At 71.2% G+C, this 24,906-nt stretch carries 25 protein-coding genes and 1 pseudogene; 17 read left to right on the top strand and 9 right to left on the bottom strand.

All coding sequences use genetic code 11. The annotated features are described in order from the left end of the window. Both ACIBN2_RS45035 and ACIBN2_RS45030 read right to left on the bottom strand, forming a co-directional pair. A pseudogene (locus ACIBN2_RS45035) lies at positions 1 to 198 on the bottom strand (glycoside hydrolase family 16 protein); the annotation flags it as partial. 149 nt (positions 199 to 347) lie between these two features. Continuing rightward, positions 348 to 800, bottom strand: coding sequence for a VanZ family protein (locus ACIBN2_RS45030; protein WP_399143592.1), 453 nt, complete (start codon positions 798 to 800; stop codon positions 348 to 350). A gap of 510 nt (positions 801 to 1,310) precedes the next feature. Here ACIBN2_RS45030 and ACIBN2_RS45025 point away from each other — a divergent pair. The 6 genes from ACIBN2_RS45025 to ACIBN2_RS45000 are packed head-to-tail and all read left to right on the top strand — an operon-like array spanning position 1,311 to position 5,056. Beyond that, positions 1,311 to 1,490 (top strand): hypothetical protein, encoded by a 180-nt coding sequence (locus ACIBN2_RS45025; RefSeq protein WP_399143588.1) that lies wholly within the window; start codon positions 1,311 to 1,313, stop codon positions 1,488 to 1,490. After that, a complete protein-coding gene (locus ACIBN2_RS45020) occupies positions 1,487 to 1,939 on the top strand; it encodes a monovalent cation/H+ antiporter complex subunit F (RefSeq protein ID WP_399143587.1) in 453 nt (150 codons plus the stop codon). Before ACIBN2_RS45025 ends, ACIBN2_RS45020 begins: the two co-directional genes overlap by 4 nt. Continuing rightward, positions 1,932 to 2,192: a Na(+)/H(+) antiporter subunit B gene (locus ACIBN2_RS45015; protein WP_399143586.1), complete on the top strand. Its 261-nt coding sequence runs from the start codon at positions 1,932 to 1,934 to the stop codon at positions 2,190 to 2,192. Before ACIBN2_RS45020 ends, ACIBN2_RS45015 begins: the two co-directional genes overlap by 8 nt. Continuing rightward, positions 2,189 to 2,926: an MnhB domain-containing protein gene (locus ACIBN2_RS45010; protein ID WP_399143585.1), complete on the top strand. Its 738-nt coding sequence runs from the start codon at positions 2,189 to 2,191 to the stop codon at positions 2,924 to 2,926. Before ACIBN2_RS45015 ends, ACIBN2_RS45010 begins: the two co-directional genes overlap by 4 nt. A 19-nt stretch (positions 2,927 to 2,945) precedes the next feature. Then, on the top strand, positions 2,946 to 3,293 hold the full coding sequence (locus ACIBN2_RS45005; RefSeq protein WP_393870566.1) for a sodium:proton antiporter: 348 nt from the start codon (positions 2,946 to 2,948) through the stop codon (positions 3,291 to 3,293). After that, positions 3,293 to 5,056, top strand: a complete 1,764-nt coding sequence (locus tag ACIBN2_RS45000; protein ID WP_399143584.1) for a complex I subunit 5 family protein — start codon at positions 3,293 to 3,295, stop codon at positions 5,054 to 5,056. The genes ACIBN2_RS45005 and ACIBN2_RS45000 overlap by 1 nt, the downstream gene beginning before the upstream one ends. Before the next feature lie 21 nt (positions 5,057 to 5,077). Here ACIBN2_RS45000 and ACIBN2_RS44995 read toward each other — a convergent pair whose 3' ends face one another. Beyond that, positions 5,078 to 5,740, bottom strand: coding sequence for a DUF4230 domain-containing protein (locus ACIBN2_RS44995; RefSeq protein WP_399143583.1), 663 nt, complete (start codon positions 5,738 to 5,740; stop codon positions 5,078 to 5,080). Between the two features lie 144 nt (positions 5,741 to 5,884). On the opposite strand from ACIBN2_RS44995, the gene ACIBN2_RS44990 reads away from it, so the two are divergent. Then, positions 5,885 to 7,075 carry a cytochrome P450 gene (locus ACIBN2_RS44990; RefSeq protein ID WP_399143582.1) on the top strand — a complete coding sequence of 397 codons (1,191 nt, stop codon included), beginning with the start codon at positions 5,885 to 5,887 and terminating at the stop codon, positions 7,073 to 7,075. A 52-nt stretch (positions 7,076 to 7,127) separates the two neighbouring features. Here ACIBN2_RS44990 and otr(A) read toward each other — a convergent pair whose 3' ends face one another. Further along, complete coding sequence (otr(A), locus tag ACIBN2_RS44985; protein ID WP_399143581.1) at positions 7,128 to 8,993, bottom strand: tetracycline resistance ribosomal protection protein Otr(A); 1,866 nt, start codon at positions 8,991 to 8,993, stop codon at positions 7,128 to 7,130. Positions 8,994 to 9,185: 192 nt separating this feature from the next. Here otr(A) and ACIBN2_RS44980 point away from each other — a divergent pair, with 192 nt between their 5' ends. Together ACIBN2_RS44980 and tuf are read left to right on the top strand one after the other, a co-directional pair. Beyond that, on the top strand, positions 9,186 to 10,139 hold the full coding sequence (locus tag ACIBN2_RS44980; protein WP_399143580.1) for a ribose-phosphate diphosphokinase: 954 nt from the start codon (positions 9,186 to 9,188) through the stop codon (positions 10,137 to 10,139). A 66-nt stretch (positions 10,140 to 10,205) separates the two neighbouring features. Further along, a complete protein-coding gene (tuf, locus tag ACIBN2_RS44975) occupies positions 10,206 to 11,399 on the top strand; it encodes an elongation factor Tu (protein WP_399143579.1) in 1,194 nt (397 codons plus the stop codon). A gap of 24 nt (positions 11,400 to 11,423) precedes the next feature. Here tuf and ACIBN2_RS44970 read toward each other — a convergent pair whose 3' ends face one another. Further along, positions 11,424 to 11,804, bottom strand: a complete 381-nt coding sequence (locus ACIBN2_RS44970) for an anti-sigma factor antagonist (RefSeq protein ID WP_399143578.1) — start codon at positions 11,802 to 11,804, stop codon at positions 11,424 to 11,426. Positions 11,805 to 12,011: 207 nt separating this feature from the next. Further along, positions 12,012 to 12,449 (bottom strand): MarR family winged helix-turn-helix transcriptional regulator, encoded by a 438-nt coding sequence (locus tag ACIBN2_RS44965; RefSeq protein ID WP_399143577.1) that lies wholly within the window; start codon positions 12,447 to 12,449, stop codon positions 12,012 to 12,014. A 113-nt stretch (positions 12,450 to 12,562) separates the two neighbouring features. Here ACIBN2_RS44965 and ACIBN2_RS44960 point away from each other — a divergent pair, with 113 nt between their 5' ends. Then, a complete protein-coding gene (locus ACIBN2_RS44960; protein ID WP_399143576.1) occupies positions 12,563 to 14,017 on the top strand; it encodes an aldehyde dehydrogenase family protein in 1,455 nt (484 codons plus the stop codon). A gap of 55 nt (positions 14,018 to 14,072) precedes the next feature. After that, entirely contained in the window at positions 14,073 to 15,179 is a 1,107-nt protein-coding gene (locus tag ACIBN2_RS44955) for an NAD(P)-dependent alcohol dehydrogenase (protein ID WP_399143575.1), read from the top strand. Positions 15,180 to 15,189: 10 nt separating this feature from the next. Here ACIBN2_RS44955 and ACIBN2_RS44950 read toward each other — a convergent pair whose 3' ends face one another. Further along, complete coding sequence (locus tag ACIBN2_RS44950; RefSeq protein WP_399143574.1) at positions 15,190 to 16,140, bottom strand: NADP-dependent oxidoreductase; 951 nt, start codon at positions 16,138 to 16,140, stop codon at positions 15,190 to 15,192. A 71-nt stretch (positions 16,141 to 16,211) separates the two neighbouring features. Between ACIBN2_RS44950 and ACIBN2_RS44945 the strand changes: the two genes are divergently transcribed. Beyond that, entirely contained in the window at positions 16,212 to 17,171 is a 960-nt protein-coding gene (locus tag ACIBN2_RS44945; RefSeq protein WP_399143573.1) for a GlxA family transcriptional regulator, read from the top strand. A gap of 20 nt (positions 17,172 to 17,191) precedes the next feature. Here ACIBN2_RS44945 and ACIBN2_RS44940 read toward each other — a convergent pair whose 3' ends face one another. After that, entirely contained in the window at positions 17,192 to 18,412 is a 1,221-nt protein-coding gene (locus ACIBN2_RS44940; protein ID WP_399143572.1) for a PucR family transcriptional regulator, read from the bottom strand. Positions 18,413 to 18,732: 320 nt separating this feature from the next. On the opposite strand from ACIBN2_RS44940, the gene ACIBN2_RS44935 reads away from it, so the two are divergent. From ACIBN2_RS44935 to ACIBN2_RS44915, 5 genes are read left to right on the top strand one after another with little or no spacing between them, the layout of a single operon-like run. Further along, on the top strand, positions 18,733 to 20,481 hold the full coding sequence (locus ACIBN2_RS44935) for an ATP-binding protein (protein ID WP_399143571.1): 1,749 nt from the start codon (positions 18,733 to 18,735) through the stop codon (positions 20,479 to 20,481). Between the two features lie 5 nt (positions 20,482 to 20,486). Then, a complete protein-coding gene (locus ACIBN2_RS44930) occupies positions 20,487 to 20,897 on the top strand; it encodes a roadblock/LC7 domain-containing protein (RefSeq protein WP_030043913.1) in 411 nt (136 codons plus the stop codon). Continuing rightward, entirely contained in the window at positions 20,894 to 21,265 is a 372-nt protein-coding gene (locus ACIBN2_RS44925) for a DUF742 domain-containing protein (protein ID WP_384267462.1), read from the top strand. The genes ACIBN2_RS44930 and ACIBN2_RS44925 overlap by 4 nt, the downstream gene beginning before the upstream one ends. Continuing rightward, a complete protein-coding gene (locus tag ACIBN2_RS44920) occupies positions 21,246 to 21,851 on the top strand; it encodes a GTP-binding protein (protein ID WP_399143570.1) in 606 nt (201 codons plus the stop codon). The genes ACIBN2_RS44925 and ACIBN2_RS44920 overlap by 20 nt, the downstream gene beginning before the upstream one ends. Beyond that, the gene (locus ACIBN2_RS44915; RefSeq protein WP_399143569.1) at positions 21,848 to 23,098 is read left to right on the top strand and encodes a cytochrome P450; all 1,251 of its coding nucleotides are present in this window, start codon (positions 21,848 to 21,850) and stop codon (positions 23,096 to 23,098) included. Before ACIBN2_RS44920 ends, ACIBN2_RS44915 begins: the two co-directional genes overlap by 4 nt. 69 nt (positions 23,099 to 23,167) lie before the next feature. Here ACIBN2_RS44915 and ACIBN2_RS44910 read toward each other — a convergent pair whose 3' ends face one another. Beyond that, positions 23,168 to 24,898, bottom strand: a complete 1,731-nt coding sequence (locus ACIBN2_RS44910; RefSeq protein WP_399143568.1) for a hypothetical protein — start codon at positions 24,896 to 24,898, stop codon at positions 23,168 to 23,170. Between the last annotated feature and the right edge of the window lie 8 nt (positions 24,899 to 24,906).

Here is a 24,906-nt window from a genome sequence, read left to right as displayed (position 1 = left end):
GACGTTGTCGCCGGTCTCGGTCTGCCATTTCGAGCCGTCGACCGCGGCGCCGGCGGGTCCGTCGAAGGTGTCGGAGAACGCAACCGCCGCGGCGGAGTTGGGGGGATCGGCCTGGGCCGTGCCGGTCGCCGCGGCGGCGACCAGGGCGAGGGGCAGGACGGCGTAGAGACTTCTGCGGAGCAGGCGTGGAGAGGCCACGGCTCTCCCTTCCGTCGGCGGCCCGTGTGACGGGTGTGCCGACCGTGGTGGGGGTGAAGGGTCGCTCCTTGATTTAAGAAGTGAGGTAAGAACGGCGTCAACCCCCAGGTACGGACCAAAGGTTGAAGGGAGCGCCGTGCGCCGGGCTCTCAGGCCCGGCGCTCCTTCGCGTGCACCGCCCGGCTCATCCGGCGCCCCAGCAGGACGTAACCGATCAGCGCGCCCGTGGTGTTGAGGATGACGTCGTCGATGTCGAAAGCGCGCCCGGTGATCAGCGCGCCCTGGGCGAACTCCACCAGCAGCATGACCAGGGCGGTCAGCAGCAGCACCCGCAGCACTCCGCGGGTGCGCGGGGCGAGGACCGGGACGAGGATCCCGAACGGGACGCCCAGCAGGATGTTTCCGCCGATCTGCTTGACGGCGTCGCGCAGCGCCGGCTGGTCCAGATATGCGCGCAGCGAGCGCCCCGGATGCACGTTGGTGTGGGTCAGCGCGACCGACGCGGGGGAGGGCTCCAGTGTCAGGCGGGCCAGCACCACGGCGAAGGCCACCATGAACGCGAAGGCGCACACCATCGCGAGCAGCCGGATCGGAAAGGCCACGACATGCCGCTCACGCGGGGCCGGCCGCGGCCTGCTCCCGGCCTTGCCCGACGTGCCGGACTTCCCGGCCTTGATTGATTTCCCGAACCAGCCGAGTCTGCCGGACTTGGCGGACTTGGCGGTCTTGGCGGACTTGCCGCCCTTGCCCGCCTTTGCGGTCCTGCCGGTCTTTCCGGTCTTGGTGTTCTGGCTGGACTTGGCGGTCTTGTCGGACTTGGTCGTACGTAGGCGCAATGCCGTACGTGGTCCCAAGGCTGCCCGGGCCATTTGGTCCTCCATTCTTCAACTTCCCCGCGTTTCAACGCGGTTACCCGCTCGATGGCGGAGGATGCGGTCCACTTGACGCCTCTGGCCGGATGTCGCCGCGGTTTCCCTTCCTGCTGCAGGGGCACTCCGGCATCTGACCCGCGCGCCGCCGCCCACGGCACACGCCGTGATGTTTGGATGCCGCGAAGGACGTAAGGGACATCTCGCCGCGACGGCGTGGTGGACGGACCGAGGAGGTGACGCATGACCCGGCGTACGGCCCTCGCGGCCGCCGAGCTGCTCGCCTGGTGGGCCGCGCTCGTCGCGCTGTGGCTGGTCCTCATCAGCACCGTCTACCGGCTCGAACTCGTCGTGGGTGTGAGCGCCGCCCTGGTGGGCGCCCTCGCCGCGTGCGCCGCGCGACGGGCGGTGGCCGGGAAGTGAACGGCTGGACGCTCGCCGCGACCGTCGGCCTCGCCGGCGGCCTGGGCACCGCCCTGTGGGGCGTGGCCACCGGGCCGCTGCGGCGCCGCGTCGTGGCCCAGAACCTCTCCACCGCGCTCGCCTGCCCGGGCATGCTGCTCCTCGCCCAGGGCTACGGCCGCCCCGCCTACGTCGACGTGGGCCTCGTCCTCGCCCTGCTCGGCCCCGTCGGCACGCTCGTCTTCGCCCGGCTGCTCGCCGACGAACTGGCCGAGGACCCGCCACGCGCCTGGGGACCGACCTGGACGGTCGCCGGCCTGGGCGCGGCGACCGTGATCGCGCTGTGCGTGGCCACCGGCCCGAGCCGCGCCATGGCCAAGTTCCTGGTGATCGGCGCCCTGCTGATCGGCGGGAACGTCATGGCCTCGCGCGCCCTGTCCGGCGGGTTCCGGGGGGTCCGGGGTGGCTGACGCGTTGATCGTCGTCGCACTGTTGCTGGTCGCCGCGTCCGCGACCGTCGCGGTGGTGACCCGCGACCCCATGCGCCAGGCCCTCGTGCTGTCGGTCCTCGGCGTCGTCCTCGCCGTGCTGTTCACCGTGCTCCAGGCACCCGACGTGGCCCTGTCCCAGCTTGCCGTGGGGTCCGCGCTGACGCCGCTGCTGGTGATGCTCAGCGTCCGCAAGATCCGACGGCGCGGCCGGCCCCAGGAGCGCGAACGGTGAGCCGCCGCGTCCGGCTGTGGCTCGTGCTGGCCGGCGGCGCGGGCCTCGCCGCCGTGCTCGTCGCAGCCTGCCTGAAGCTGCCGTCCTTCGGCGGCGACCACCACCCCTACGGCGACCGGGCCGTCCGCGCCTCCCTCGCGCGCCGCACCGCCAACACCATCTCGTCCGTCAACTTCGACCAGCGGGCCTTCGACACCCTCGGCGAGATGACCATCCTCTTCGGGGCCGTCCTCGGCTGCGTGGTGCTGCTGCGCCAGACCCGTGACGAACACCGGGCCGAGCCCGCACCCGCCGAAGTCGCCCGTCCCGTACGCCGCTACGCCCTCCTCGTGCTGCCCGTCGCCCTCGTCACCGGCATCTACGTCGTCGCGCACGGGCAGCTCAGCCCCGGCGGCGGATTCCAGGGCGGCGTCGTCGCCGCGACCGCCCTGCACCTGCTCTACCTGGGCGCCGACTACACCGCCCTGGAACGCATCCGCCCGGTCGGCGCCTACGAGGTCGGCGACGCCCTCGCCGCCTCCGCCTACGTCGTCACCGGTCTCGCCGCCCTGATCGGCTCCGGCGCGTTCCTCGCCAACACCCTGCCGTACGGCACGTTCAACACGTTGTCCTCCGGCGGCACCGTCCCCCTGCTGAACGCGGCCATCGGCATGGAGGTCGCCTCCGCGGTCGTCGTGCTGCTCGCCCGCTTCCTGGACCAGGCCGTCGAGATCGAGAAGGAGAGCGGGGAGTGAGAGCGCTGTGACCGCTGTGATGCACGTGCTGCCGTATCTGGTGGCGGCCTGGGTGTTCCTGGCCGGCTGCTACGGCCTGGCCACCAGCCGGAACCTGATCCACGCCGTCGGCTGTCTGTCCGTGTGCCAGGCCGGCACGTACGTCCTCCTGCTGGGCGTCGGCTACCGCGACGGCGCCACGGCACCGGTGTTCTCCGACATCAAGCCCGGCTCCCGGCCGGTCGTCGACCCGGTCGTGCAGGCACTGACCCTCACCGACGTCGTCGTGGGCGCCACGGTCACCGCGCTGCTGCTCGCCCTCGTCATGCAGATCGCCAAGACGCACGGCACCGTCGACCCCGACGAACTCTCCGAGCTGCGCGGCTGATGAACGACCTGCTGCCGCTCCTCGTCGCCGTTCCCCTGCTCGGCGCCGCGCTCCTGATCGCCACCGGCCGCCGCCTGGCCCGCATCGTCGCCGAGTCGACCGCGTGCGCGGTCTCCGCCGGCACGGCGGGGCTCGCCATCGTGCTGCTGCTCAACTCCTCGCCACCGATGACCGAATGGGTCGGTGGCTGGCAGCCCGTGAACGGCAAGAGCGTCGGCATCGTCCTGACCGGCGACGGGCCCGGCCTGGGCATGGCGGCACTGGCCTCGCTGCTGACCCTGGCGGCGCTGGTGTACTCCTGGCACTACTTCGACGAACCACCCCGCCGCCACGCGGGCTCCTTCCCGGCGCTCCTGCTGCTCTTCCAGGCAGGCATGTGCGGCTTCGCCCTCGCCGGCGACCTGTTCAACATGTTCGTCTGGTTCGAGCTGATGAGCGTCGTCGCCTACGCCCTGACCGGCACCCGCGTCGAGGAGGCCAAGGCCGTCCAGGGCGCGCTGACCTTCGCGGTCGTCACCTCCCTCGGCGCCTACGCCATGCTGATGGGCCTCGGCATGCTCTACGCCCGCACCGGCGAGCTGGCGCTGACCCAGATCGGGCGCGGACTCGACGCCCACGGCGGGCCCGACGCGCTCACCCTCGCGGGCTTCGTCCTCGTCCTCACGGGTCTGCTGGTCAAGTCCGCCGCGGTGCCCTTCCACTTCTGGCTCCCCGACGCGCACGCCGTGGCGCCCACCCCCGTGTGCATGCTGCTGTCCGGCGTCATGGTCGAACTCGGCACGTACGGCGTCTGGCGGGTGTACGGCACGGTGTTCGCCGGTCCCGGCGGGGTGCCGGCCGCGGACTTCCAGCGCGTCCTGATCGTGCTCGGCGTCCTGACGGCCGTGATCGGCGCCGTCATGTGCTGGTACCAGCGGCACATCAAACGGCTGCTCGCCTGCTCGACGGTGGCCCACACCGGCCTGTTCCTCGTGGGCATCGGCGTCCTGAAGCCCGAAGCTGACGACGGGATCGCGCTGTACATCCTCGGGCACGCCGGAGTGAAGGCCGCCCTGTTCGCCTGCACCGGCATCCTCCTCGACCGCTACGGCAGCGTCGACGAGCAGGCCCTGCACGGCAAGGCGCGGGAGCTGCGGCCGGTCGCCGTCATGTACGTCGTCGGCGCGCTGGGCCTGGCCGGACTGCCGCCCTTCGGCACGGCGCTGGGCAAGGCGGTCACGGAGGAGGCCGTGGGCGGCCCGCTCACCGTGCTGTTCGTCGCGGCGAGCGCCCTGACCGCCGGAGCGGTGCTGCGCGTCGCCGCGCGCGTCTTCTTCGGCCTCGGCCCCGCGCCGCAGGACGAGGGCGCGTACGAGACGACCGGGTCCGGCGAGCAGCCCGAGACCGGCCGTCTCATCAGGCACGTCCCCGACACGATGACCGCGGTCCCGGCCGTCCTGCTCGCCGCGGCGCTGGCCGTCGGCCTGTCTCCCGGCTTCGCCGCCCTGGTGTCGCACGGCGTGAGCGAGGCGGGCTCCGGCGGCCTGGTGGTCTCCACCCCTCACTGGACCCTTGCCGGCGTCCTTCTGGGCCTCCTCTCGACCCTGCTCGCCGTGGCCATGGCAGCCCTCGCCGTCACCCGCCCCGGCTTCCTCGCGGCCCCGGACTGGTCCCTCCCGCTGCGCCGCCTGCAGTCCGGCCACATCGGCGACTACGTGGCCTGGATGCTGGTGGGCACGGCCCTGCTCGCAGCGCTCGCTCTGCCGGGGATCGCCGGTGCCTGACCGGAAGGCCGTCCCACCCGGTCAGCCGGCGTAGGTGACGTGCACCTCCTTGAAGCCCAGGGAGCGGAGCAGGCCCTGAAGCATGCCGCGGGTGTTGGTCTCGGCGCGCTTGGTCAGGCCGCTCTCCTTGGCCGCGTCGCCGATGTGCTTCACCGCGAGCTTCTGGACGGCCTGTTCGCTGTTGGGATTGTCCGAGAACAGGTCGCCGATGCGGTCCAGGAGACCGCGCTGCTTGGAGACGGCGTAGGAGCGGTCGGGGTCGAGGGCCGGCTTGCCGAGCGCCGCGTGCGGCAGCCGGATCGTGGCGGACGTACGGTCGCCGTTGACCGTGACGTCGTCCTTGCCGACCTTGCCCAGGTCGACATAGGCGTCGACGGTGCCCGCCCCGATGTACAGGGTGCGGGAGCCGCGGATCGCGTCGGGCAGGAACTTGGTGTCCTTCTCCAGGTCCACGACGACCTGGAAGTTGCCGGAGGCTGCGTCGTAACGGCTCATGTCCTGGATGGACTGCAGAAGTGCGGGTCCCGAGCGGTCGTGCGTCTGTGTGCCGAACAGGTCCTTGAGGCCGGGGAGCAGACTCAGCCGGATCCCGGCGAAGAACACCACGAGCACCAGCACGACGGCGCTCACCGCCTTCGCCCAGCCGGGCATGCGCCTGGACACGCGCCTGATGGGAGTCGTCATGGCGACGGCCCTCCTTCCTACAGTTCCGGATGCCCCTCAAAGCCTGTGTCAGACCGGGCCGTTGGCCGATTGGCGCCCCTGACGGGGGCACATGGGGCGCACTAGCGTGGGGAACTCCCCCTCCCGGCGCGCCTGGAGTCCCGGATGAGTACAGACAGCACGGCCCGGCCCCTGTGCCCCATGCACCGCATCGACCTCCCCGAATCCGGACCGCCCAGGCCCGGCACCCTCGCCACCGGCACCCCGGTCTGGCTCGTGACCCGCTACGCCGATGTACGCCAGGTACTCATGGACGCCCGGTTCGACAGGAGTTCGCTCCACGCCGACGACGCCCCACCCCTGCTCGTCGTGCCGAACCTGCTGGACGACCCCGACGGCATGGTCAACCTCGACGGCGAACCGCACCAGCGGCTGCGCGGCACCGTGCAGCGCGCGTTCACTCCCCGGGCGATCGCCCGCTGGCGGCCCTGGGCGGCCTCGGTCGTGGAATCGCTCCTCGACGAGTTCGCCGCGAAGGAGCGGCCCGCCGACATCATCGAGGGGTTCACGCGACCGCTCCCGGTGTCGGTGATCTGCCGGCTCATGGGACTGGACGGCGTGGACCGCGAACGGATCCGCCACTGGGCCGACCACGCGCTCTCCGGCGGCGCCCACTCGCGCGAGGAAGTCGCCGCAGCCATGCGGGAGTTCGGTACGTTCGGCGCCGGCCTGGTCGCCGAGCGGCGCAGGTCTCCCGGGGACGACCTGGTCAGCAGCCTGGTGGCGGCGGGCGACACCCTCGGCATCGAGGAGCGGCAGCTGGTACGTCTGGTGTGCGGCCTGGTGGTGGCCGGTCACGAGACGACGATGACCGCGCTCGGCAACCTCGTCGTCTACCTCCTCACCGACGCCCAGGACGCCTGGCCCGGCCTCGCCGCGGACGAGGAGACGGCGGCCGGAGCAGCCGAGCAGCTGCTGCGCGCCGTCCCGCTGAGCGAAGGACGCGTGCTGCCCGGCCTGATCCGGCGCGCGGTTGAGGACACCGAGGTCGGCGGCGTGACGATCCCGGCGGGCGCCGTGGTCGCCGTGCAGACCAACTCCGCCAGCCGCGACCCCGACGTCTTCCCACCGGGGCCGCCGGACCCCTTCACCCCGCTGAACTCACCCACCGTGATCTTCGGCGCCGGACCCCACCACTGCCTCGGCGCCTGGCTCGCGCGCCTCGAACTCGGACTGGCCCTGCACCGCCTGTCCGCCCGTTTCCCCCACCTGCGCGCCGAGTTCACGCCCGAGACGATCGAGTGGCGGGAAGGCGGGATGACCCGGAGCCCCCGCAGGCTGCCGGTGTCGTGGTGATCCCGGCAGCCCGCCGATCCGCCTCAGTGGGGCCGCAGCCCGACCATCCGCCTCAGTGGGGCCGCAGTTCACGATCGCCGGAGGGCCGTGACCACCACACTCCCTCACCGTGTGTGAGCCCCGGCAGCCGCAGTTCCACCTCGCGCACCCGCCGGGCCGGCAGCTCACCGGTGATCACCCACACCGTCGTACCGCCGGTCGTGCCCGTGAACTCGGCTCCGCATGAGGCGAGTTGCGCGGTCACCGGGGCCAGCGCGTCCAGCGGCACCTCGGCCTCGAACGCCTGGTACGGCTCGTACAGCCGCGTCCCCGCCCGCTGCAGCGCGCCGCGCAGCACGATCGGGGTGAGCCCACGGAAGTCGGCGGCCGTGCTGAGGGGCGAGCAGTAACCGGAGCGGACCAGCGTGACCCGGTAGTCGGTCACGGACGCGCCGGACAGCCCGGTCGCCATGGTCGCGTGCACGGTGTCCTCGATGGCCTGGTGGAAGGCGCGGGGGAGTGCGCCCAGTTCCGTCTCGTAGGCGAACACCCCGCCCGAGCCGAGGGGGCCCGGCTCGACCCGCAGCCCGATCGTCGCCCAGTAGCGGGTGCCGAGATGCCACGGCAGCTCCTGCGCGGCCTCACCGACGCCTCGCGGGCGCTCCAGGAACCGTACCCGGCCGGGTTCGAACTCGGCCTCGATGCCGAAGTCCTGGGCGAGCGTGGCCGCGAGCACCTCCATCTGCACCTCGCCGTACAGCAGCAGCGCGGTGCCGCCGTCGGCCGCGGGGCGGGCGTGGATCAGCGGGTCCTGGTCGGCGAGGGTGAGCAGGGCGGCGCGCAGGCGGGCCGCCTGCTCGGGGCGCCGGGCCCGGACCAGCGTCTCCAGCGTCGGCGGCGCGAACTGCGGGGCCCGGTCGGTGAGCGGTCCGAGCCGGTCCCCCACGCGCACACCGCTCAGGCCGGTGAGGGCCGCGATGTTCCCCGCCGTGAGCGTCGGCCCGCTCCCGCCGAGCACGTCGAGACCGGTCACCCGTCCGGTGACCTCAGAGGTGCGCCCGTCGGCCTCACGCCGCAGCAGCGTGAGCCGCTGACGGGGCGTCACTTCACCGTCGTGCAGCCGCAGATAGGCGATCCGCTCGCCGGCCGGTCCGTGGCGTACGGCGAAGACCGTGCCGCGCGGCTCCCCGCTCGGGTCCGCGGGTGCCGGCGGGATCAGCCCGATCACGGCCTCGACGAGTTCGGTGACGCCCTGGCCGCCGAGGGCCGAGCCGAACAGGACCGGATGGAACGAGCCGTCGGCGGTGCGGGCCGCGAGCGCCTCGCGCAGCTCGTCCGGGGTGGGTCCGGGGCCGTCCACGACCGCCGCGAGGACGTCCGGGTCGACTTCGGCGAGCGCCTCGGCCAGCAGCGGATCCCCGGGCGGGCGGACCGTCACGCGGGCCTCGGCGGTCCCGATGCCCGTCACGTCCGTGAGCGGTGCGACGCACGGCGTCAGCAGCCGCCGGACGTCCGCCAGCAGCTCCGCGGACCGGGCGCCCGTACGGTCGATCTTGTTGACGTAGACGAGCGTGGGCAGCCGTAGCCGCCGCAGCGTCCTCATCAGGACCCTCGTCTGCGCCTGCACGCCCTCCACGGCGGACAGCAGCAGCACCGCGCCGTCCAGGACCTCCAGGGCGCGCTCCACCTCGGCGATGAAGTCCGAGTGGCCGGGGGTGTCGATGAGGTTCACGCGGGTGTCGCCGACGGAGAACGCGGCGACCGCGGAGCGGATGGTGATGCCGCGCTGCCGCTCGATCTCCCCGTCGTCCGTACGGGTGTCACCGGCGTCGACACTGCCGAGCCGGTCGATCGCCTGGTGGTCGAAGAGCAGCCGCTCGGTCAGGCTGGTCTTACCCGCGTCGACGTGGGCGAGAATTCCGATGTTCAGGGTGGTCATGCGAAGTCGAGTCCTCGGGAACCGTGGGCCGGTGGGGGCGCTGGTGGATTCCGAGGAGTCGGCGCATGGGATCTCCCGAGGTGAGCGAACGCGTACGGCCACATGATGGGGTGCGGGCGGCGGTCGCGCGCAACCGGATTTCCACGGTCAGTAGCATGAGCACCCCCGACATGATCATGCGAGGATCGGATCGTGCGAGACATCTCCGTGTTCAGCGGCAGCGCCCACCCCGACCTCGCCGCGGAGGTCTGCTCCCATCTCGGCGTGCCGCTCAGCCCCACCCGGGTCAGCCGTTTCGCCAACGACTGCCTGGAGGTGCAGCTCCAGGCCAACTGCCGCGAGCGCGACGTCTTCCTGATCCAGCCGCTGGTGCGGCCGGTCCAGGAGCACCTCGTGGAACTGCTGCTGATGTGCGACGCGGCCCGCGGTGCCTCGGCGGCGCGGATCACCGTCGTCATGCCGCACTACTCCTACGCCCGCTCCGACAAGAAGGACGCGCCCCGTATCTCGCTGGGCGGCCGGCTGGTCGCGGATCTGCTGGTGGCGGCGGGCGCGAGCCGCGTCCTCACCATGGCGCTGCACTCGCCGCAGGTGCACGGCTTCTTCTCGGTGCCGGTGGACCATCTGCACGCCCACCGCGAGCTGGCCGCGTACTTCCGGCAGTACGACCTGTCCCGCACCACCGTCGTCTCGCCGGACCTCGGCAACGCCAAAGAGGCGGCAGCCTTCGCGCGGATGATCGGCGCCCAGGTGGCCGCCGGTGCCAAGCAGCGGTTCGCCGACGACCGGGTCTCCATCAGCACGGTGATCGGCGAGGTCGCCGGCCGGGACGTCATCGTCCTGGACGACGAGATCGCCAAGGGCAGCACGGTTCTCGAACTGCTGGAACGGCTCAGGGAGTTGGGGCCGCGGTCCATCCGGGTCGCCTGCACGCACGGGCTGTTCGCGGCCGGGGCGCTCAAGCGGATCGGTGAGCAGCCCGACGTCCTGGAGATCGTGTGCACCAACACCGTGCCGGTGTCCGAGGAGGAGCGCACCGAGAAGCTGCGGATCCTGTCGATCGCCCCCGCCCTCGCCGAAGCGGTCCGCCGCATCCACAACGGCGAGTCCGTCAGTGCCCTGTTCGACGCGCCGCGAAGCGAATAGACATGAGGGAGGAGCAAGGCTCGGCGTCCCGGTGACGCCTCACCCAGGTGACCAGGAGGGCTTGCAGTGGCGAAGGCGAAGTTCGAGCGGACCAAGCCGCACGTGAACATCGGCACCATCGGTCACATCGACCACGGCAAGACGACGCTCACGGCGGCCATCACGAAGGTGCTGCACGACAGGTTTCCGGACCTGAACCCGTTCACGCCGTTCGACCAGATCGACAAGGCGCCCGAGGAGCGGCAGCGCGGAATCACGATCTCGATCGCCCATGTCGAGTACCAGACCGAGCACCGGCACTACGCGCACGTCGACTGCCCCGGACACGCGGACTACATCAAGAACATGATCACGGGCGCGGCGCAGATGGACGGCGCGATCCTGGTCGTCGCGGCCACGGACGGGCCGATGCCGCAGACCAAGGAGCATGTGCTGCTGGCCCGGCAGGTGGGAGTGCCGTACATCGTCGTCGCCCTCAACAAGACCGACATGGTCGACGACGAGGAGATCCTGGAACTCGTCGAGCTGGAGGTGCGTGAGCTGCTGACGGAGTACGAGTTCCCCGGTGACGACGTCCCGGTGGTCAGGGTCTCCGCGCTCAAGGCCCTCGAGGGCGACGCGCAGTGGACCCGGTCGATCCTCGACCTCCTGGACGCCGTCGACACGGCGATCCCCGAACCGGAGCGCGACGTGGACAAGCCGTTCCTCATGCCGATCGAGGACGTCTTCACCATCACCGGCCGCGGCACCGTCGTCACCGGCCGGATCGAGCGCGGGGTGCTGCACGTCCACCACGAGGTCGAGATCATCGGCATCCACGAGCAGAAGACCAGGACGACCGTCACCGGCATCGAGATGTTCCGCAAGCTGCTCGACGAGGGCCGGGCCGGGGAGAACGTCGGACTGCTGCTGCGCGGCGTCAAGCGCGAGGACGTGGAGCGCGGGCAGGTCGTCATCAAGCCCGGGACGGTCACTCCGCACACGGAGTTCGAGGGACAGGCGTACATCCTGTCCAAGGACGAGGGCGGCCGGCACACGCCGTTCTTCGAGAACTACCGCCCGCAGTTCTACTTCCGCACCACGGACGTGACCGGCGTGGTGACACTGCCCAAGGGCACCGAGATGGTCATGCCGGGCGACAACACCGGCATGCACGTGCAGCTGATCCAGCCCATCGCCATGGAGGAGGGCCTGAAGTTCGCCATCCGCGAGGGCGGGCGCACGGTCGGTGCCGGACAGGTGACGAAGATCCTCAAGTAGCCGTACGCGTAAGGCCGGTGGCCGTCATAACGACCCGGACGTGGCCTCGGGCTGGCCCAGGGCCGCGTCCAGGGTCGGGTGCGCCGGCAGCAGCCGGGCAAGTCCGGTCACCCGCATGATGCGCAGGGTCAGCGGATGAGTGCAGACGAGCCGCAGCTCCCCGTCCTGCTCGAGGAGCCGGGCACGTGCCCGGTAGACCAGTCGCAGCCCGGAGCAGTCGAAGAAGTCGACCTGGGTCAGGTCGATCACCAGACTGGCACCGGGGAGCGCCGTCACCCGGTCCAGGTAAGGGGCGATCTCCAGGGCCGCGGCGATGTCGATCTCGCCCCGGAGTTCGAGCACCACATGGCCCCGGTCCTGGTGGACCCGCAGATGCCGGGTGAGCGGCGCAGGTTCCTGGTGCACGACGACATCGCCTCCAACCTGCTCCGTGCGCTGCGGTGTTGCAGGTCACCGGGGGCCGGGGTGACGTCGTGCAGCGAGCGTAACGAGCGCGGACGAACCCCCGGGTGCCCAGCGAGCGCAAATTCGTTTTCCGCCCAGCAAGTTACCCTCGTTGGAGTGAATTTGAGCATGTTCGGTTGACATATGTCTGCGAATTGCGCTGAACCCTCACGACAGCGCGTGCCAGGATTTGGAAAGTGCCTGGCGGAACCCCTCGGTCTGGCGCGCCGTGAGATCCCGCACCATCCGCTCCTCGAGCCGGCGGACGGGGTCCGCGTGCCGCTTGAGGACCTGTCGCCCTGCGTCGGTCAGCCGGATCAGCAACTCGCGGCGGCTGTGCGGGTTGCGCTCCCGGCGTACCAGTCCGCGGTTCTCCAGGGACCGTACGAGATCGGCGATGGACTGGGCGGTGACGAACGAGTCGCGGGCGAGCTGGGCGGCGGACAGTCCGTCGTGCCGCTCCAGGACCGTGAGAGCGGTGTACTGCAGGGCGGTGATCCCGGACGGCCTGACCAGGTCGTCCAGATGGGCACGCACCACCAACTCCACCTGCTTGACCATGTAGAGCAGTGACGGGGGCGTCTTGGCCGCCTGTGCTTCGAGCATGACTTCAGCCTAGAGCATTGACAGGAATCCTGTCTGTATCGAGACTGCTCGGCAAGGGCAATCGACAGGAATCCTGTTACTTGAAAGCTTGGATACGACGCTGAGGAGCGGCGATGACCACCTTCGGGACCGAACCGGGCCGGCTCTTCGTCGGGGGACAGTGGCGCGAGGCCGCCGACGGAGCGCGTACCGAGGTGGTCGACCCGTCCCGGGGCGCGGTCGTCACCACCGTCGCCGAGGCCGGCCCCGCCGACGTGGACGCGGCGGTGCGTGCCGCACGCGCGGCCTTCGACGACGGCGCCTGGTCCGGCCTCAGCGGCCGTGAGCGCGGCCGCGTCCTGCACCGCGTCGCCGAGCTGATCCGCGAGAACGCCGACGAACTCGCCCGGCTGGAGAGCCTGGACGTCGGCAAGCCCCTCTCGCTGTGCCACGCCGTCGACGTGACCAACGCGGCCGCCGACTACGAGCACTTCGCCGCCCTCGCCCACTCCCTCGACGGCTCGGTCCGCGACATCCCCATGAACGCCCTCGCGTACACCAGGCGCGAGCCGCTCGGCGTGGTCGCCGCGATCACCCCCTTCAACTTCCCGCTGATCCTTGCCGGTTCGAAGATCGGCCCCGCGCTCGCGGCCGGCAACACCGTGGTGCACAAGCCCGCAGACGAGACCCCGCTCAGCGCCCTTCGAATGGCCCGGCTCTTCCAGCAGGCGGGCGTGCCGGACGGGGTCGTCAACGTGGTCACCGGAACCGGCCCGGTGGCGGGCGAGGCGCTGCTGCGCCACCGCGGCATCGACAAGATCGCCTTCACCGGCTCCACCGCGACCGGTCGCCATGTGGCGCGCGTGGCCGGTGAGGCCCTCAAGCCCGTCACCATGGAACTCGGCGGCAACGCCGCCCACATCGTCTTCGAGGACGCCGACCTGGAGACGGCCGTCGGCGCGATCATCAAGGCATTCGTCTTCAACACCGGCCAGTTCTGCATGGGCGGCCCGCGGCTGCTCGTCGCCCGCCCGGTCCACGACACCCTGCTCGGCATACTCGCCGACGCCGTACCCGGCGTCCCGGTCGGCGACCCCCGGCGCCCCGAGACCGTCGTCGGACCGATGGCGGGGGAGCGGCACCTGAAGAAGGTCGAGGAGTACGTCGCCCTCGCCCGCGAGGAAGGCGGCCGCATCGTCTGCGGCGGCGAACGGCTCGACCTCGACGGCGGCTACTACTACAAGCCCACGGTCGTCGCCGGCCTGCCGAACGACTCCCGTGTCGTCCAGGAGGAGATCTTCGGTCCCGTCCTCACCGTGCAGCCCTTCGACACCGAGGACGAGGCGGTCGAGCTCGCCAACTCCACGCCGTACGGCCTGGCTTCGGGCATCCAGACGCAGAACCTCGCCCGCGCGCACCGCGTAGCCGGCCGCCTCCAGGCGGGCATCGTCTGGATCAACGAGTGGGCGCTGCTCGACCCGGCGGTGCCCTTCGGCGGCGTCAAGGACTCCGGTTTCGGCCGCGAGTACGGGCCCGAGGCGCTCGCCGCGTACACCAAGGTCAAGTCCGTCGTCGTCTCACTCGCCTGAGCCCGGCCGAAACCTCCTCAGAGACAACCTCCGTAGAGACAAGGGAGTTCCTACGATGTCCCGCATCACCCGCGCCGCGGTCGTCGAGTCCGGCGGGGCGCCCTTCGCCCTCGCCGACGTCGAGCTCGACGCACCCGGGCCCCACGAGGCCGTGGTCCGCATGGTGGCCGCCGGGCTGTGCCACACCGACCTCACCGTCGCGAGCGGCGGACTGCCCTTCCCGCTGCCCGGCGTGCTCGGACACGAAGGTGCCGGGGTCGTCGAGGTCGTCGGCCCGGCGGTGACCGGTGTGGCCCCGGGCGACCATGTCGTGCTGTCCTTCACCTCCTGCGGCGCGTGCCGCAACTGCCGTGGCGGCCACCCCGCTTACTGCGCGAGCTGGCTGCCGCTGAACCTTCTCGGCGGCCGCCGCGCCGATGGCACCGGCACCGTCCACCGTGACGGCGCTCCGCTCGGCGGCCACTTCTTCGGCCAGTCCTCCTTCGCCGAGCGGGCGTTGGCGGACGAGCGCAGCCTCGTCAAGGTCGACGCGGATGTCCCGTTGGAGATGCTCGCACCGCTCGGCTGCGGCGTGCAGACCGGAGTGGGCGCCGTCTGGAACGTGCTGAGGCCGGCCACGGGCAGCACCGTCGTCGTCCTCGGCGCCGGAGCCGTCGGCCTGTCCGCCGTGATGGCTGCGGCGCTGACCCCGGCGACGCACATCGTCGCCGTCGACCGGGTGGCCGAACGCCTGGCTCTGGCCCAGGAGTTGGGAGCCACCCACACCGTCGACGCCGCCGACGCCGACCTCGGTGCGGCCCTCGCGGAGATCACCCGTGGTCGGGGCGCCGACGGCGTCGTGGAGACGACCGGAAGCGCCGCCGTGCTGCGCCGGGGCGTCGACGCACTCGCCGCGCGCGGCACGCTGGTGGTCGTCGGCGCCCCGCCGTTCGGCACCGAAGTCGCCCTGGACGTGAATGGGTTGCTGGCCGGCAAGCGGATCGTCGGACTCACCCTCGGCGACGCCGAGACGCAGACGTTCATCCCGGCCCTGGTCCGCCTCGTGAAGGAAGGACGGCTCCCGGTGCACCGCCTGATCAGCACCTATCCGTTCGCGGAGATCGACCAGGCGGTGCGGGACATGCGCGCGGGCAAGGCGATCAAGCCCGTGCTCACGTTCTGAGCGCGCCGGCTCAGTCCATCAGCAGGACCAGCTTCCCGGAGGTACGGCCGGTCTCGCCGAGCCGGTGGGCCTCGGCGGCCTCGGCCAGCGGGAAGGTGCCGGCGATCTCGGGGCGCAGCTTCCCCGCCTCCACCAGTTCCGTGATCGCCTCCAGGTGGCTGTGGGACGCGTCGACGAGCATCCGCACCGCCCGGACGCCGAGCCGCTCGGCCTCGTTGGGGAACTCGTCCGAACCGATGGGAATGATCGATACGACGATCCCGCCCGGGCGCAGCACCCGCAGCGAGCGCAAAGCCGTGTCGCCGCCCATCGTGTCCAGGACCACGTCGACGTCCTTGACGGCCTCGGCGAAGTCCGTCTCCCGGTAGTCGACGGCCTTGTCCACACCGAGCCCGCGCAGGAACTCGTGCTTGCCCGCGCTCGCGGTGCCGATCACGTGAGCGCCGCGCGCCTTGGCGATCTGCACGGCCACATGGCCGACCCCGCCCGCCGCCGCGTGCACCAGCACCCGCTGTCCCGGGCGTACATCGGCGTACTCGACCAGGGCCTGCCACGCGGTCAGCGAGACCAGCGGCAGCGCGCCCGCCCGCGTGTGGTCGAGCGAGGCCGGCTTGTGCGCGAACCAGCGCGCCGGGGCGGTGACGTACTCGGCGTGCGAACCGTGGCCGAAGGGGTACGACAGCATGCCGTAGACCTCGTCGCCGGGCTGGAAGCGGGCGACGCCGATGCCGACCGCCTCGACCACGCCGGAGACGTCCCAGCCCAGGACGAAGGGCGGCTCGCCCAGGAAACCGCCGGTCGCGCGGTGCTTCCAGTCGGTCGGGTTGACGCCGGCGGCGCGGACCCGGACCAGTACCTCGTTGGTGCGCGGCTCGGGGCGGGGCAGCTCCACTTCCTTCAGGACCTCGGGACCGCCGAGGACGTCCTGGCTGATGGCTCGCATCGTGTTCACAGTGCTCATGGTGGACCAGCCTGCCCGGGACCGCCTCGCAAGAAAATGGCACGATTGCCAACCTTCGATAAGATCGTGCCATGAGCGGTGAACGGAATGTGGAACGGGTCGTCGTCCTGGCCCTGGACGGCGTCTATCCCTTCGAGCTGGGTATCCCCAGCCGGATCTTCGGCGCGGCCGACGGCCGGTACGAGGTGCTGACGTGCTCCGTCGACGGCCAACCGGTGCGCAGCTGCGCCGACTTCACGATCGGTGTCGAGCACGGGCCGGAGATCCTGGACACGGCCGACACGGTGGTGGTCGCCTCCATGACGCCCGCAAGCATCCCCGCCGAGCTGCCCCCCGAGGTCGCCGCGGCGCTCGCCCGGATCCGGCCGGACGCCCGCATCGTCTCCATCTGCACGGCCGCCTTCGTGCTGGCGGCGGCCGGCCTGCTGGAGGGCCGCAGGGCCACCACGCACTGGCAGGTGACCGACCACTTCCGGCGCCGCTACCCGCACGTCGAGGTCGACCCCGACGTCCTCTTCGTCCACGACGGCCGCATCCTCACCTCGGCAGGCGCCGCCTCCGGCGTCGACGTCTGCCTGCACATCGTGCGCACCGACCACGGCAGCGAACTGGCCAACGCGGTGGCCCGCCGCTGCGTCGTACCGCCCTTCCGGGACGGCGGCCAGGCGCAGTACATCGAGCAGCCGGTCCCGCAGAGCGGGGCCGCGAGCACCGCCGCCACCCGGGCGTGGGCCCTGGAGCGCCTGGACGAGCCGCTCTCGCTGGCCGAGCTGGCCGGCCACGCCCGGATGAGCCTGCGCACCTTCGCCCGCCGGTTCAGCGAGGAGGTCGGTCTCAGCCCCGGCCGCTGGCTCGTCCAGCAGCGCGTCGCCCGGGCCCGGCACCTGCTGGAGTCCAGCGACCTGTCCGTCGACCAGATCGCCGGCCACGTCGGCTTCGCGACGGGTGCCTCGCTACGGCAGCACCTGCACGCGGCGATCGGGGTGTCGCCCCAGACGTACCGGCGCACGTTCCAGGCGGCCGCGCGCTGAATGTCCGAGGCCGCCGCGCGTCAGGCCGAGGGCACACCCCGGCGCAGCTCCAGCGCGCGCAGCGCGAGCTGCATCTCGAACTGGGCCGCCCGGTCGTGCAGTTGGGCACCGAACAGCTCGTCCAGCTGGCGCATGCGGTAGCGCACCGTCTGCGGGTGCACGGCCAGGCGGACGGCCACCTCGCTGGCGTTGCGGCCGCACTGGAGCCAGCTGAGCAGGGTCTCCGCGAGGCGTTCGCGCTGCGGCGGGCGCACCTGCTCCAGCGGCCGTAACCGGTGCTCGGCCATCGCGTCGATCAGGGCGTCGTCGCGGAGCAGCAGCAGCGTGGTCAAGTGGTCCTGGCATCGCACCATCTCGGTCTCGGCGAGGACGCCGCGGCGCATCAGGTCCAGCGCCTCGGATGCCCAGCGCAGCGACCGCGCGCCGTCCTGGAGCGCCACGGCCGGGCCCATCGCGGCCCGCAGCCCCTGGAGCGCCCCCGCCAAGGCCCGCACCCGGCCCGGTCCCTCCGGGTCCGGCACCACCAGCACGGCCGGCCGGACGTCGAAGCGGGCGAGGAACTCGGGCGCCACGATCGGGTGCGAGCCCGCCCTGGGACAGTCGTCGAGCGCGACGAGGGCGACCGCGCGCGGCACCGGCCAGCGCGCGCTGTGCGCGAGTTCCGCGATCGCCTCCACCGAGGCGGGCGGATTCGCGGTGAGCAGATCGATCAACCGCGTGCGCCGCTGCTGCAGTTCCCCGGCCGCGTGCAGCCGCGCCTCCGTGAATCCCGCGGTCGTCACGGCAGCCATCTCGTCCAGATGCAGGAACAGGGCCTCGCCGAACGCCGCCAGCACATTGCGCGGCAGCAGGTCTGCGTCCACCAGCGCGTTCACCCGCCGCCACGTGATCCGCGCGCCCAGCCGCAGCGCCGACTGGAACGAGTCGAGGCTGCGCCCCTCCTCCGCCTCACCGCGGCCGATGCGCCGGTACGTCGCCTTCACCGGCTCCCAGTCCGTGTCCGGCTTCGCCATCCGCTCCAGAAAGCCCTGCAGCGCATGGTCCACGCCCCGGTGCACGCCCTGCATATAGGTGTCGTCGGCGGGACGCGCGTACTCCGGGATCTCGGTCCTGATCGCCTCGAAGACCTCCTCGGTGATGTCGGCGAAGAAGGGTCTGAGGTGGTGGTGCAGGTCCGCCGGCAGCGCGTTGAACGCACTGCCCGGCTCATCGACCGGCAGCACAGCGGCTCTCTTCGGCACGGCCGCGACAATACCCGTCAGTAATCCGTCAGGGCTTATCAGCGGCGGACAGGCATGGGTCCCGGTCTTGTCATCGCGTGACAACCGCCGCGGTCTGCAAAGGAATTTGTCGATGTGTGGGCCTCTGGCTGAGAGTGACGGAACCCTCACTTCCGTGCTGCGTTCGAGTTTGATCCTTTCGGTGTCGAACCCGATAAGCTCCCTTCCGGCGCTGCGAGTTGACGCGACCGTGATGCATCGTCTCGCCGTGCGTATGCATGCAGTGCCCTTCCCCCCTTGCACACCCCCCTTGTTCGAACGTGTCGCTTGTAAGGATGCAGATGGAACTCGCCACTCCGCCGCCGGCGGCGCGGGCCCCTGTCGCCTGGTACAGCTGGTGGCTGATGCCACTGGCCTTAGGAGGCGGGACGGTTGCCGCGACGTTCATGAGCTCCGAGCGAATAACCGCCGCTGTCGCCGGCCTGGCGGCCACCGCCGCGAGCGCCGTGTGCGTACGGCTGCTGATCCGCACCCGCACGCAGCTGAGCCGCACCGAGGGCTCCTTCCGCTCCACGCAGGCCGAGCACTCCCAGCAGTGGCAGCAGCATGTCGCGGTCCTGGAACGGAAGTTCACCGCCGAGCGCGGCTCCCTGGAGGCCCAGCTCACCGACCAGTCCGACGCCTACGAGGCCCGCCTCGCCGAGCAGACCTCGTCGTACGAGGCCCAACTCGCCGAGCAGGGCAGGACGTTCGAGGAGCGGCTGGCCGAGCAGGCCAAGTCCTTCCAGGCGCAGCTGGCCGAGCAGGCCGACGGCTGGCAGGAACAACTGGCCCACCAGCAGGACGCCGTGGCCCGCCTCGCCAACGAGCAGCTGCCGGACGCGTTGAAGCGGCTGCGCGAAGGCGACGCCATCGACGACCTGCTGCCCGCCCCCAACCAGTGCGCCAAGGTGGGCGCCGACCTCCAGGCCGACCTGCGCAAGGTGCTGCGCACCGCGCTCATCGGCGTCGAGGAGGAGTTCAACCGCTCGACCTCCGCCGAACAGGCCGTCATCAGCATCGGCAACCGCATCCACGTCCTCACCAGCAAGCTCCGTGGCCGGCTGCACGAGATGCAGGGCGAGCACGGCCGGCTGCCGGCCGTCGCGCAGGGCCTGATGGAGCTCGACCAGGAGCTCGGCCCCGCCGACTCGCTCGCCGCGAGCATCGGCGTGCTCGGCGGCTCGGACCGGCCGGGACGGCAGTGGCAGGAGCCGCAGCGTCTGCTGAGCGTGGTCCGCGGCGGCATCGGCCGGATCAAGGACTTCCACCGCATCGAGGTCCGCCACCTGCCCGAACTCGGCGTCGACGGCGGTCTGGTGGACCACCTGACGCTGATCTTCTCGCAGCTCCTGGACAACGCCGCACGCTACTCGCCGCCCAGCGAGCCGGTGCTCGTCTCCGGCAAGGAGGTGCCCAACGGCGTCGGCATCGAGATCCAGGACTCCGGCAAGGGCCTGAACGAGGAGAAGAAGCGTGAGGCCGAGGAGGCCCTCACCGGCACCGCCGCAGGACCGGGCATCGGCGGCATCTCCGAGGACGCCAACATCGGTCTGCGAGTGGTCGGCGCACTCGCCCGCCGCTACGGCATCCGCGTCACGTTCGCCGACTCGCCCTGGCTCGGCACCTCGGTGGTGATCGTGGTCCCCCACAAGTACTTCAGTCCGCTGCCCGCGGCCGTTCCGGCCACCGCGGCGACCCCGGCGGCGCAGCCCGCCGCGGCCGCGCCGGTGCTCAGGGCGGCGTCGGCCGAGCCCGTGGCCGAACCCTCCGAATCGGTGGACACCACGCCGGGCGGACTGCCCCGGCGCCGCAGCAGGCGGAACGAGCCGGTGCGGCACCAACCGGCCGAACGCTCCGAGCGGACCAGGGAGACCGCTGTCTCCGCCGTTCCTCCGGACGCCTCGTTCACCGGCCTGGCCGCCTTCGCCACCGCCGGCCGTACGTCCGGCGCGGAGGCCGGCCCGGGAGCCGCCACGGAGACCATCGCGGAGGAGACGGCGCCCGCCGGGCCCGAGTCCACCGAGCACCGCACTGAAGAGAGCGACTAGTCCTCATGACGCAACAGGGAACCGACGTGAGCTGGGCGCTCCGCGATCTGGTCGAGTCCATCCCCGAGATCCGCTTCGCACTCGTGGCCTCCAGCGACGGCAAGGCCATCACCTCCTTCGGCGCCGAAGACCCCGACGACGTGGACCGGTTCGCGGCCGTGGTGGCCGGACTGCAGGCACTGGCCCAGCCGGTCGCCGAGCAGTTCCCCAAGTACGCGGGGCAGCTCAGGCTGGCCATGATCGAGGTCGACGGCGGACACCTCTTCGTCGTACGCGCCGGTGTGGAGACCTATCTCGGTGTCCTCGCCCGGGAAGGACTCGATCAGGGACTGCTCGGACACCAGATGAGGGATCTGGCCCGCAGGATGGGTGAGCTCCTCGGCACCACTCCGCGCCTGGAGGAGCACTCTGGATGAGTGCTCCCCGCCGGCCCACCGACCCGTCCGGTCTCGAGCGGTACTACGTCCTCACGGGCGGACGCAGCGGACCGGGCGGTTCGGCGTCGAGCCTCGACGTCGCGACCCTCATCGTCTCCGCGACCGCCCCCGCACCGGGCATGCAGCACGAGCACGAGGAGATAGTCCGGCGCTGCCGCGATCCGCTGTCGGTGGCCGAACTCGGCGCCCACCTCGGATTGCCCTTCAACATTCTCGCGGTGCTGCTGGCGGATCTGCTCGAGGCAGGCCGCGTCGAAGCCCGTGATCCCATACCGGCGCACGACGCCGGTCGCGGGCCCGACCTCGCGCTCCTTGAGGAGGTACTCAGTGGACTTGAACGGCTTTGACCATCCCGGCCGCCCGGCCGCCGGGGGAACCCGCTCGGTGAAGGTGATGATCGCCGGCGGCTTCGGCACGGGGAAGACCACCATGGTCCGCTCGGTCAGCGACATCAAGCCGCTGACCACCGAGGAGACGCTCACCCAGGCCAGCGCCGGCGTCGACCATCTCATCGGCGTCGCGGACAAGACGGAGACCACCGTCAGCCTGGACTTCGGCAAGATCAGCCTCAACGACAGCCTGATGCTGTACCTGTTCGGGACGCCGGGCCAGGAGCGCTTCTGGTTCCTGTGGAACGGCCTGTTCAAGGGCGCGCTCGGCGCGGTGGTCCTCGTCGACACCCGGCGCCTGGCCTCCAGCTTCCGGGCGATAGAGGAGATGGAGCGGCAGAACGTGCCGTTCGTCGTCGCCCTGAACGTCTTCCCCGACTCCAAGGACTACCCCGTCGAGGAGATCCGCGACGCCCTCGACATCCCCGAACACATCCCGGTCGTGGCCTGCGACGCCCGCGACCGGGCCTCCAGCCGTGACGTACTCGTCGCGCTGATCCACCACCTGAAGGACCGATCGGCCGTCGCACTGGAGTCCCGATGAACGCCCAGCCCTTGAACGGTCCCGACGTCCCGAGCGGCTGCCCGGTGGCGCACGGCGGGGCCGACCTCACCCGGCTGTTCGGGCCGGAGGCGTCGACGGACCCGCTCGGCATCTACGAGCGGCTGCGCAAGGAGCACGGCTCCGTGGCGCCGGTGCTCCTCGAGGGCGACGTCCCCGCCTGGCTGGTGCTCGGCTACCGCGACAACCGGCGGGTGCTGGACAATCCGCGCCAGTTCAGCCGGGACGCGCGGATCTGGCGGGACTGGCGGGAGGGGCGTGTTTCCGAGACGTCACCGTTGATCCCGATGATCGGCTGGCGGCCCGACTGCGTCTCCCAGGACGGCGAACCGCACCGCAGGTTGCGCGGGGCGGTCACCGACGGGCTGCTCGCGGCGTCCAGCCGCGGCGTCCGGCGTCACGCCACGTACTTCGCGAACAAGCAGATCGACGCGTTCGCCGACGCGGGCCGCGCGGACCTGGTGGCCGACTACACCGAGCTCCTGCCGATGCTCGTGCTCACCCGGATCCTGGGCCTCCCCGCGGCGGACGGGTTGCGCCTGATCGAGTCGTGCGCCCAGGTCTTCAAGGGCGGCGAGGACGCCCTTGAGCACAACGGCCGGATCATCCAGATCCTCGGGGAACTCGCCGAGCGCAAGCGGGCCGAGCCGGGCTCCGACTTCGCCACGGCCCTGCTGGAGCACCCGGCCGGCCTCGACCACGACGAGGTCGTCAGCCATCTGCGCCTGGTGCTGATCGCCGCGCACACCACCACCAGCAACCTGCTGGCCCGGGTCCTGCAACTGGTCCTCACCGACGCTGCCCGGCTGTCCGGTCTGGTCGGCGGGCAGCTGAACATCTCCTCGGTGGTGGAGGAGGTCATGTGGGACACCCCGCCGCTGGCCGTGCTGCCGGGCCGGTTCGCGGCCTCCGACCTGGAGCTCGGAGGTCATCACATCCAGGAGGGAGAACTGCTCATCCTGGGCCTGGCGGCCGGCAACATCGACCCGGAGGTACGGCCCGACTCGGCCGTCGCCGTGCAGGGCAACCAGTCGCACCTGGCGTTCAGCGCCGGACCGCACGAGTGCCCGGGGCAGAACATCGGCCAGTCCATCATCGAGATCGGCGTGGACGTCCTGCTGCACCGGCTGCCGGGCCTGCGCCTGGCCGTGCCGTCGGAGGAACTCTCCTCGACCGCCTCCACCTGGGAGTCGCGGCTCGACAGCCTGCCGGTCGAGTTCTCCGTCTGACACCACCGCTGCCCGGCCGGACCCCCGGCCGGGCAGCGCCGTCTCCTCGCTCGGAACGGGCCGGAGGCGTCAGCCGTCGAGCCAGTCGCCTGTCACGCCCGTGGGACGGTATCCCGTGGCGTTCCAGAGGAAATGCGGGTGGGCACAGCCGAACATGTAGGCGAGCAGCGTGGTGTCCTCCCTCCCGGTTCGAGGGTCGTGCAGGGTGGAGAACTTCTCGGACCCGACCACGCCGGCGTCTTGTTGGACCTGACGAGCGCGCGCCAGGGACGGTGCGGCCCTGGATGCCTCCACGGCGGCGATGTAGGTGCGGCGCAAGATCTCCCATGCGCTGTCGATGTTGCCGTGCCAGGGACCGTGCACTGCTTCGAAGGCATGGAGCTCGGCGTCGAAGAGGGGCCAGGACTCGGGGTATTGGGCTCGGCAGCGTGCGGACAGCTCGGCGGTCCGGGCGCTCAGCGCCGGTGCGGTGGGCCGCGGGGCGATGGTGAGGGTGGTGCCGTGGGTGAGGATGCCGCTGCATGAGTTGGGCTGCAGGTCGCAGAGCGAGCACCCCTCGACAGGCGGGAGGCCCTGCGTGATGCCGTCGAACCACAGGGCGTGACGGCCCGTCAGCCCCATCCAGACGACGGTGGTGGTCATCAGCCAGGTGTTCCACATCGGGCTGTGCGCCTCGGGCATGCAGCCGTACTTGACGAGGGCTATGGCGCAGGCGGCGTAGAGCGCCTTGGTGTGGGTGGGCATGTCGGCGAGCCAGAAGTTGCTGATCTCGCCGGTGAGGGCGTCGGCTCGTACATCGGCCATGTCGTCGATGACGCGGCACAGCAGCAGGGAGGCGAGGTTCTCCTCCTGCCAGAGTTCGGTGTCGGGTGCGACGTGCCAGAACAGGCAGTCCAGCATCTGCAGGACGGAGTAGGCGCTCTGGCTGAGCGGGTTGGTCTGGGGGAGTACGACGCTGCCCGCTTGGTGCTGTTGGAGCCAGTACTCGTCGACGGATCGCTTGTGTGCTGCGAAAAGCCCGGAGACCAGGGCCCGTGCGCTGTTGGTGCTGAAGTTCTGGGCCAGGCGGTCTTCGACGTGTTGGGTGAGGCGCGTCGTGTCGATGGTGTCGATCACGCGCTTGTATTCGTGGAAGACGAGGATGTCGTCCTCGAAGCGGTGGCGGTGGCCAAGGTCTTGTTCGAGGTCGTTCATCTGCCGGGTCCAGGACCATCCACCGGTCAGGACGCTGTCGAGTTCCCGGCGGTGCGGCCAGGTCTTGACGGTGAGGGGACGACCGGCGCTCTGCCGCCAGTCGTAGTCACCCAGCGTGCGTGCGGGGGGTGTGGGCAGCCGACGGCACAGAGGGCAGGTGCAGACGGTCGCCTGCTCCTCCTCGCGCGGCGGGGCGAGTGCCCGGCTTCTCCAGGCCCCTTCCAGCATGTTGCAGGTCAGTCGGCAGATCTCGATATCGGTGCTGACCTGGGGGAAGGCTGCTTCTATCACGCGCAGGCCGGTGTCGAGGTGCCTCAACCTGGCGTGGCCCTCCTCGTCGGGCGGGAGGAACGCGGGCCGCGCCAGGTGGAGGGCGCCCTCCACCTGCAGCGTGGTGCCGGAGAGGGGGGATCGGAGTGCGTCCAGCCGCTGTTGAGCGGAGTTCTGGGAACTTCGGTACTGCTCCGTGCTCCCCTTGATGCGTTTCACGAAGAGGCGGGCCAGGCTGTCCCCCGCCTCCGTGGACTGGAGTTGGGCGCTCGGCTGCGCCGGGATCAGGCTGTTCGCGGACGCCTTCGAAACGGCGCCTTCGACTCGAAATTTCACACCGGTCT

It is taken from the genome of Streptomyces sp. NPDC050534 (assembly GCF_044457745.1).
Lineage (GTDB): Bacteria > Actinomycetota > Actinomycetes > Streptomycetales > Streptomycetaceae > Streptomyces.
Note: the sequence above shows the minus strand (reverse complement) of the source record. Positions and strands in the feature narration are given on the sequence as shown.

What these genes read in the sequence shown, in the direction of transcription:
- ACIBN2_RS45025 (WP_399143588.1), top strand. Translation starts at nt 1,311, where the DNA reads ATGACCCGGCGTACGGCCCTCGCGGCCGCCGAGCTGCTCGCCTGGTGG.
- ACIBN2_RS45005 (WP_393870566.1), top strand. Translation starts at nt 2,946, where the DNA reads ATGCACGTGCTGCCGTATCTGGTGGCGGCCTGGGTGTTCCTGGCCGGC.
- ACIBN2_RS45000 (WP_399143584.1), top strand. Translation starts at nt 3,293, where the DNA reads ATGAACGACCTGCTGCCGCTCCTCGTCGCCGTTCCCCTGCTCGGCGCC.
- ACIBN2_RS44995 (WP_399143583.1), bottom strand. Translation starts at nt 5,740, where the DNA reads ATGACGACTCCCATCAGGCGCGTGTCCAGGCGCATGCCCGGCTGGGCG.
- ACIBN2_RS44990 (WP_399143582.1), top strand. Translation starts at nt 5,885, where the DNA reads ATGAGTACAGACAGCACGGCCCGGCCCCTGTGCCCCATGCACCGCATC.
- ACIBN2_RS44965 (WP_399143577.1), bottom strand. Translation starts at nt 12,449, where the DNA reads ATGCTCGAAGCACAGGCGGCCAAGACGCCCCCGTCACTGCTCTACATG.
- ACIBN2_RS44960 (WP_399143576.1), top strand. Translation starts at nt 12,563, where the DNA reads ATGACCACCTTCGGGACCGAACCGGGCCGGCTCTTCGTCGGGGGACAG.
- ACIBN2_RS44955 (WP_399143575.1), top strand. Translation starts at nt 14,073, where the DNA reads ATGTCCCGCATCACCCGCGCCGCGGTCGTCGAGTCCGGCGGGGCGCCC.
- ACIBN2_RS44950 (WP_399143574.1), bottom strand. Translation starts at nt 16,140, where the DNA reads ATGAGCACTGTGAACACGATGCGAGCCATCAGCCAGGACGTCCTCGGC.
- ACIBN2_RS44945 (WP_399143573.1), top strand. Translation starts at nt 16,212, where the DNA reads ATGAGCGGTGAACGGAATGTGGAACGGGTCGTCGTCCTGGCCCTGGAC.
- ACIBN2_RS44935 (WP_399143571.1), top strand. Translation starts at nt 18,733, where the DNA reads ATGGAACTCGCCACTCCGCCGCCGGCGGCGCGGGCCCCTGTCGCCTGG.
- ACIBN2_RS44930 (WP_030043913.1), top strand. Translation starts at nt 20,487, where the DNA reads ATGACGCAACAGGGAACCGACGTGAGCTGGGCGCTCCGCGATCTGGTC.
- ACIBN2_RS44925 (WP_384267462.1), top strand. Translation starts at nt 20,894, where the DNA reads ATGAGTGCTCCCCGCCGGCCCACCGACCCGTCCGGTCTCGAGCGGTAC.
- ACIBN2_RS44915 (WP_399143569.1), top strand. Translation starts at nt 21,848, where the DNA reads ATGAACGCCCAGCCCTTGAACGGTCCCGACGTCCCGAGCGGCTGCCCG.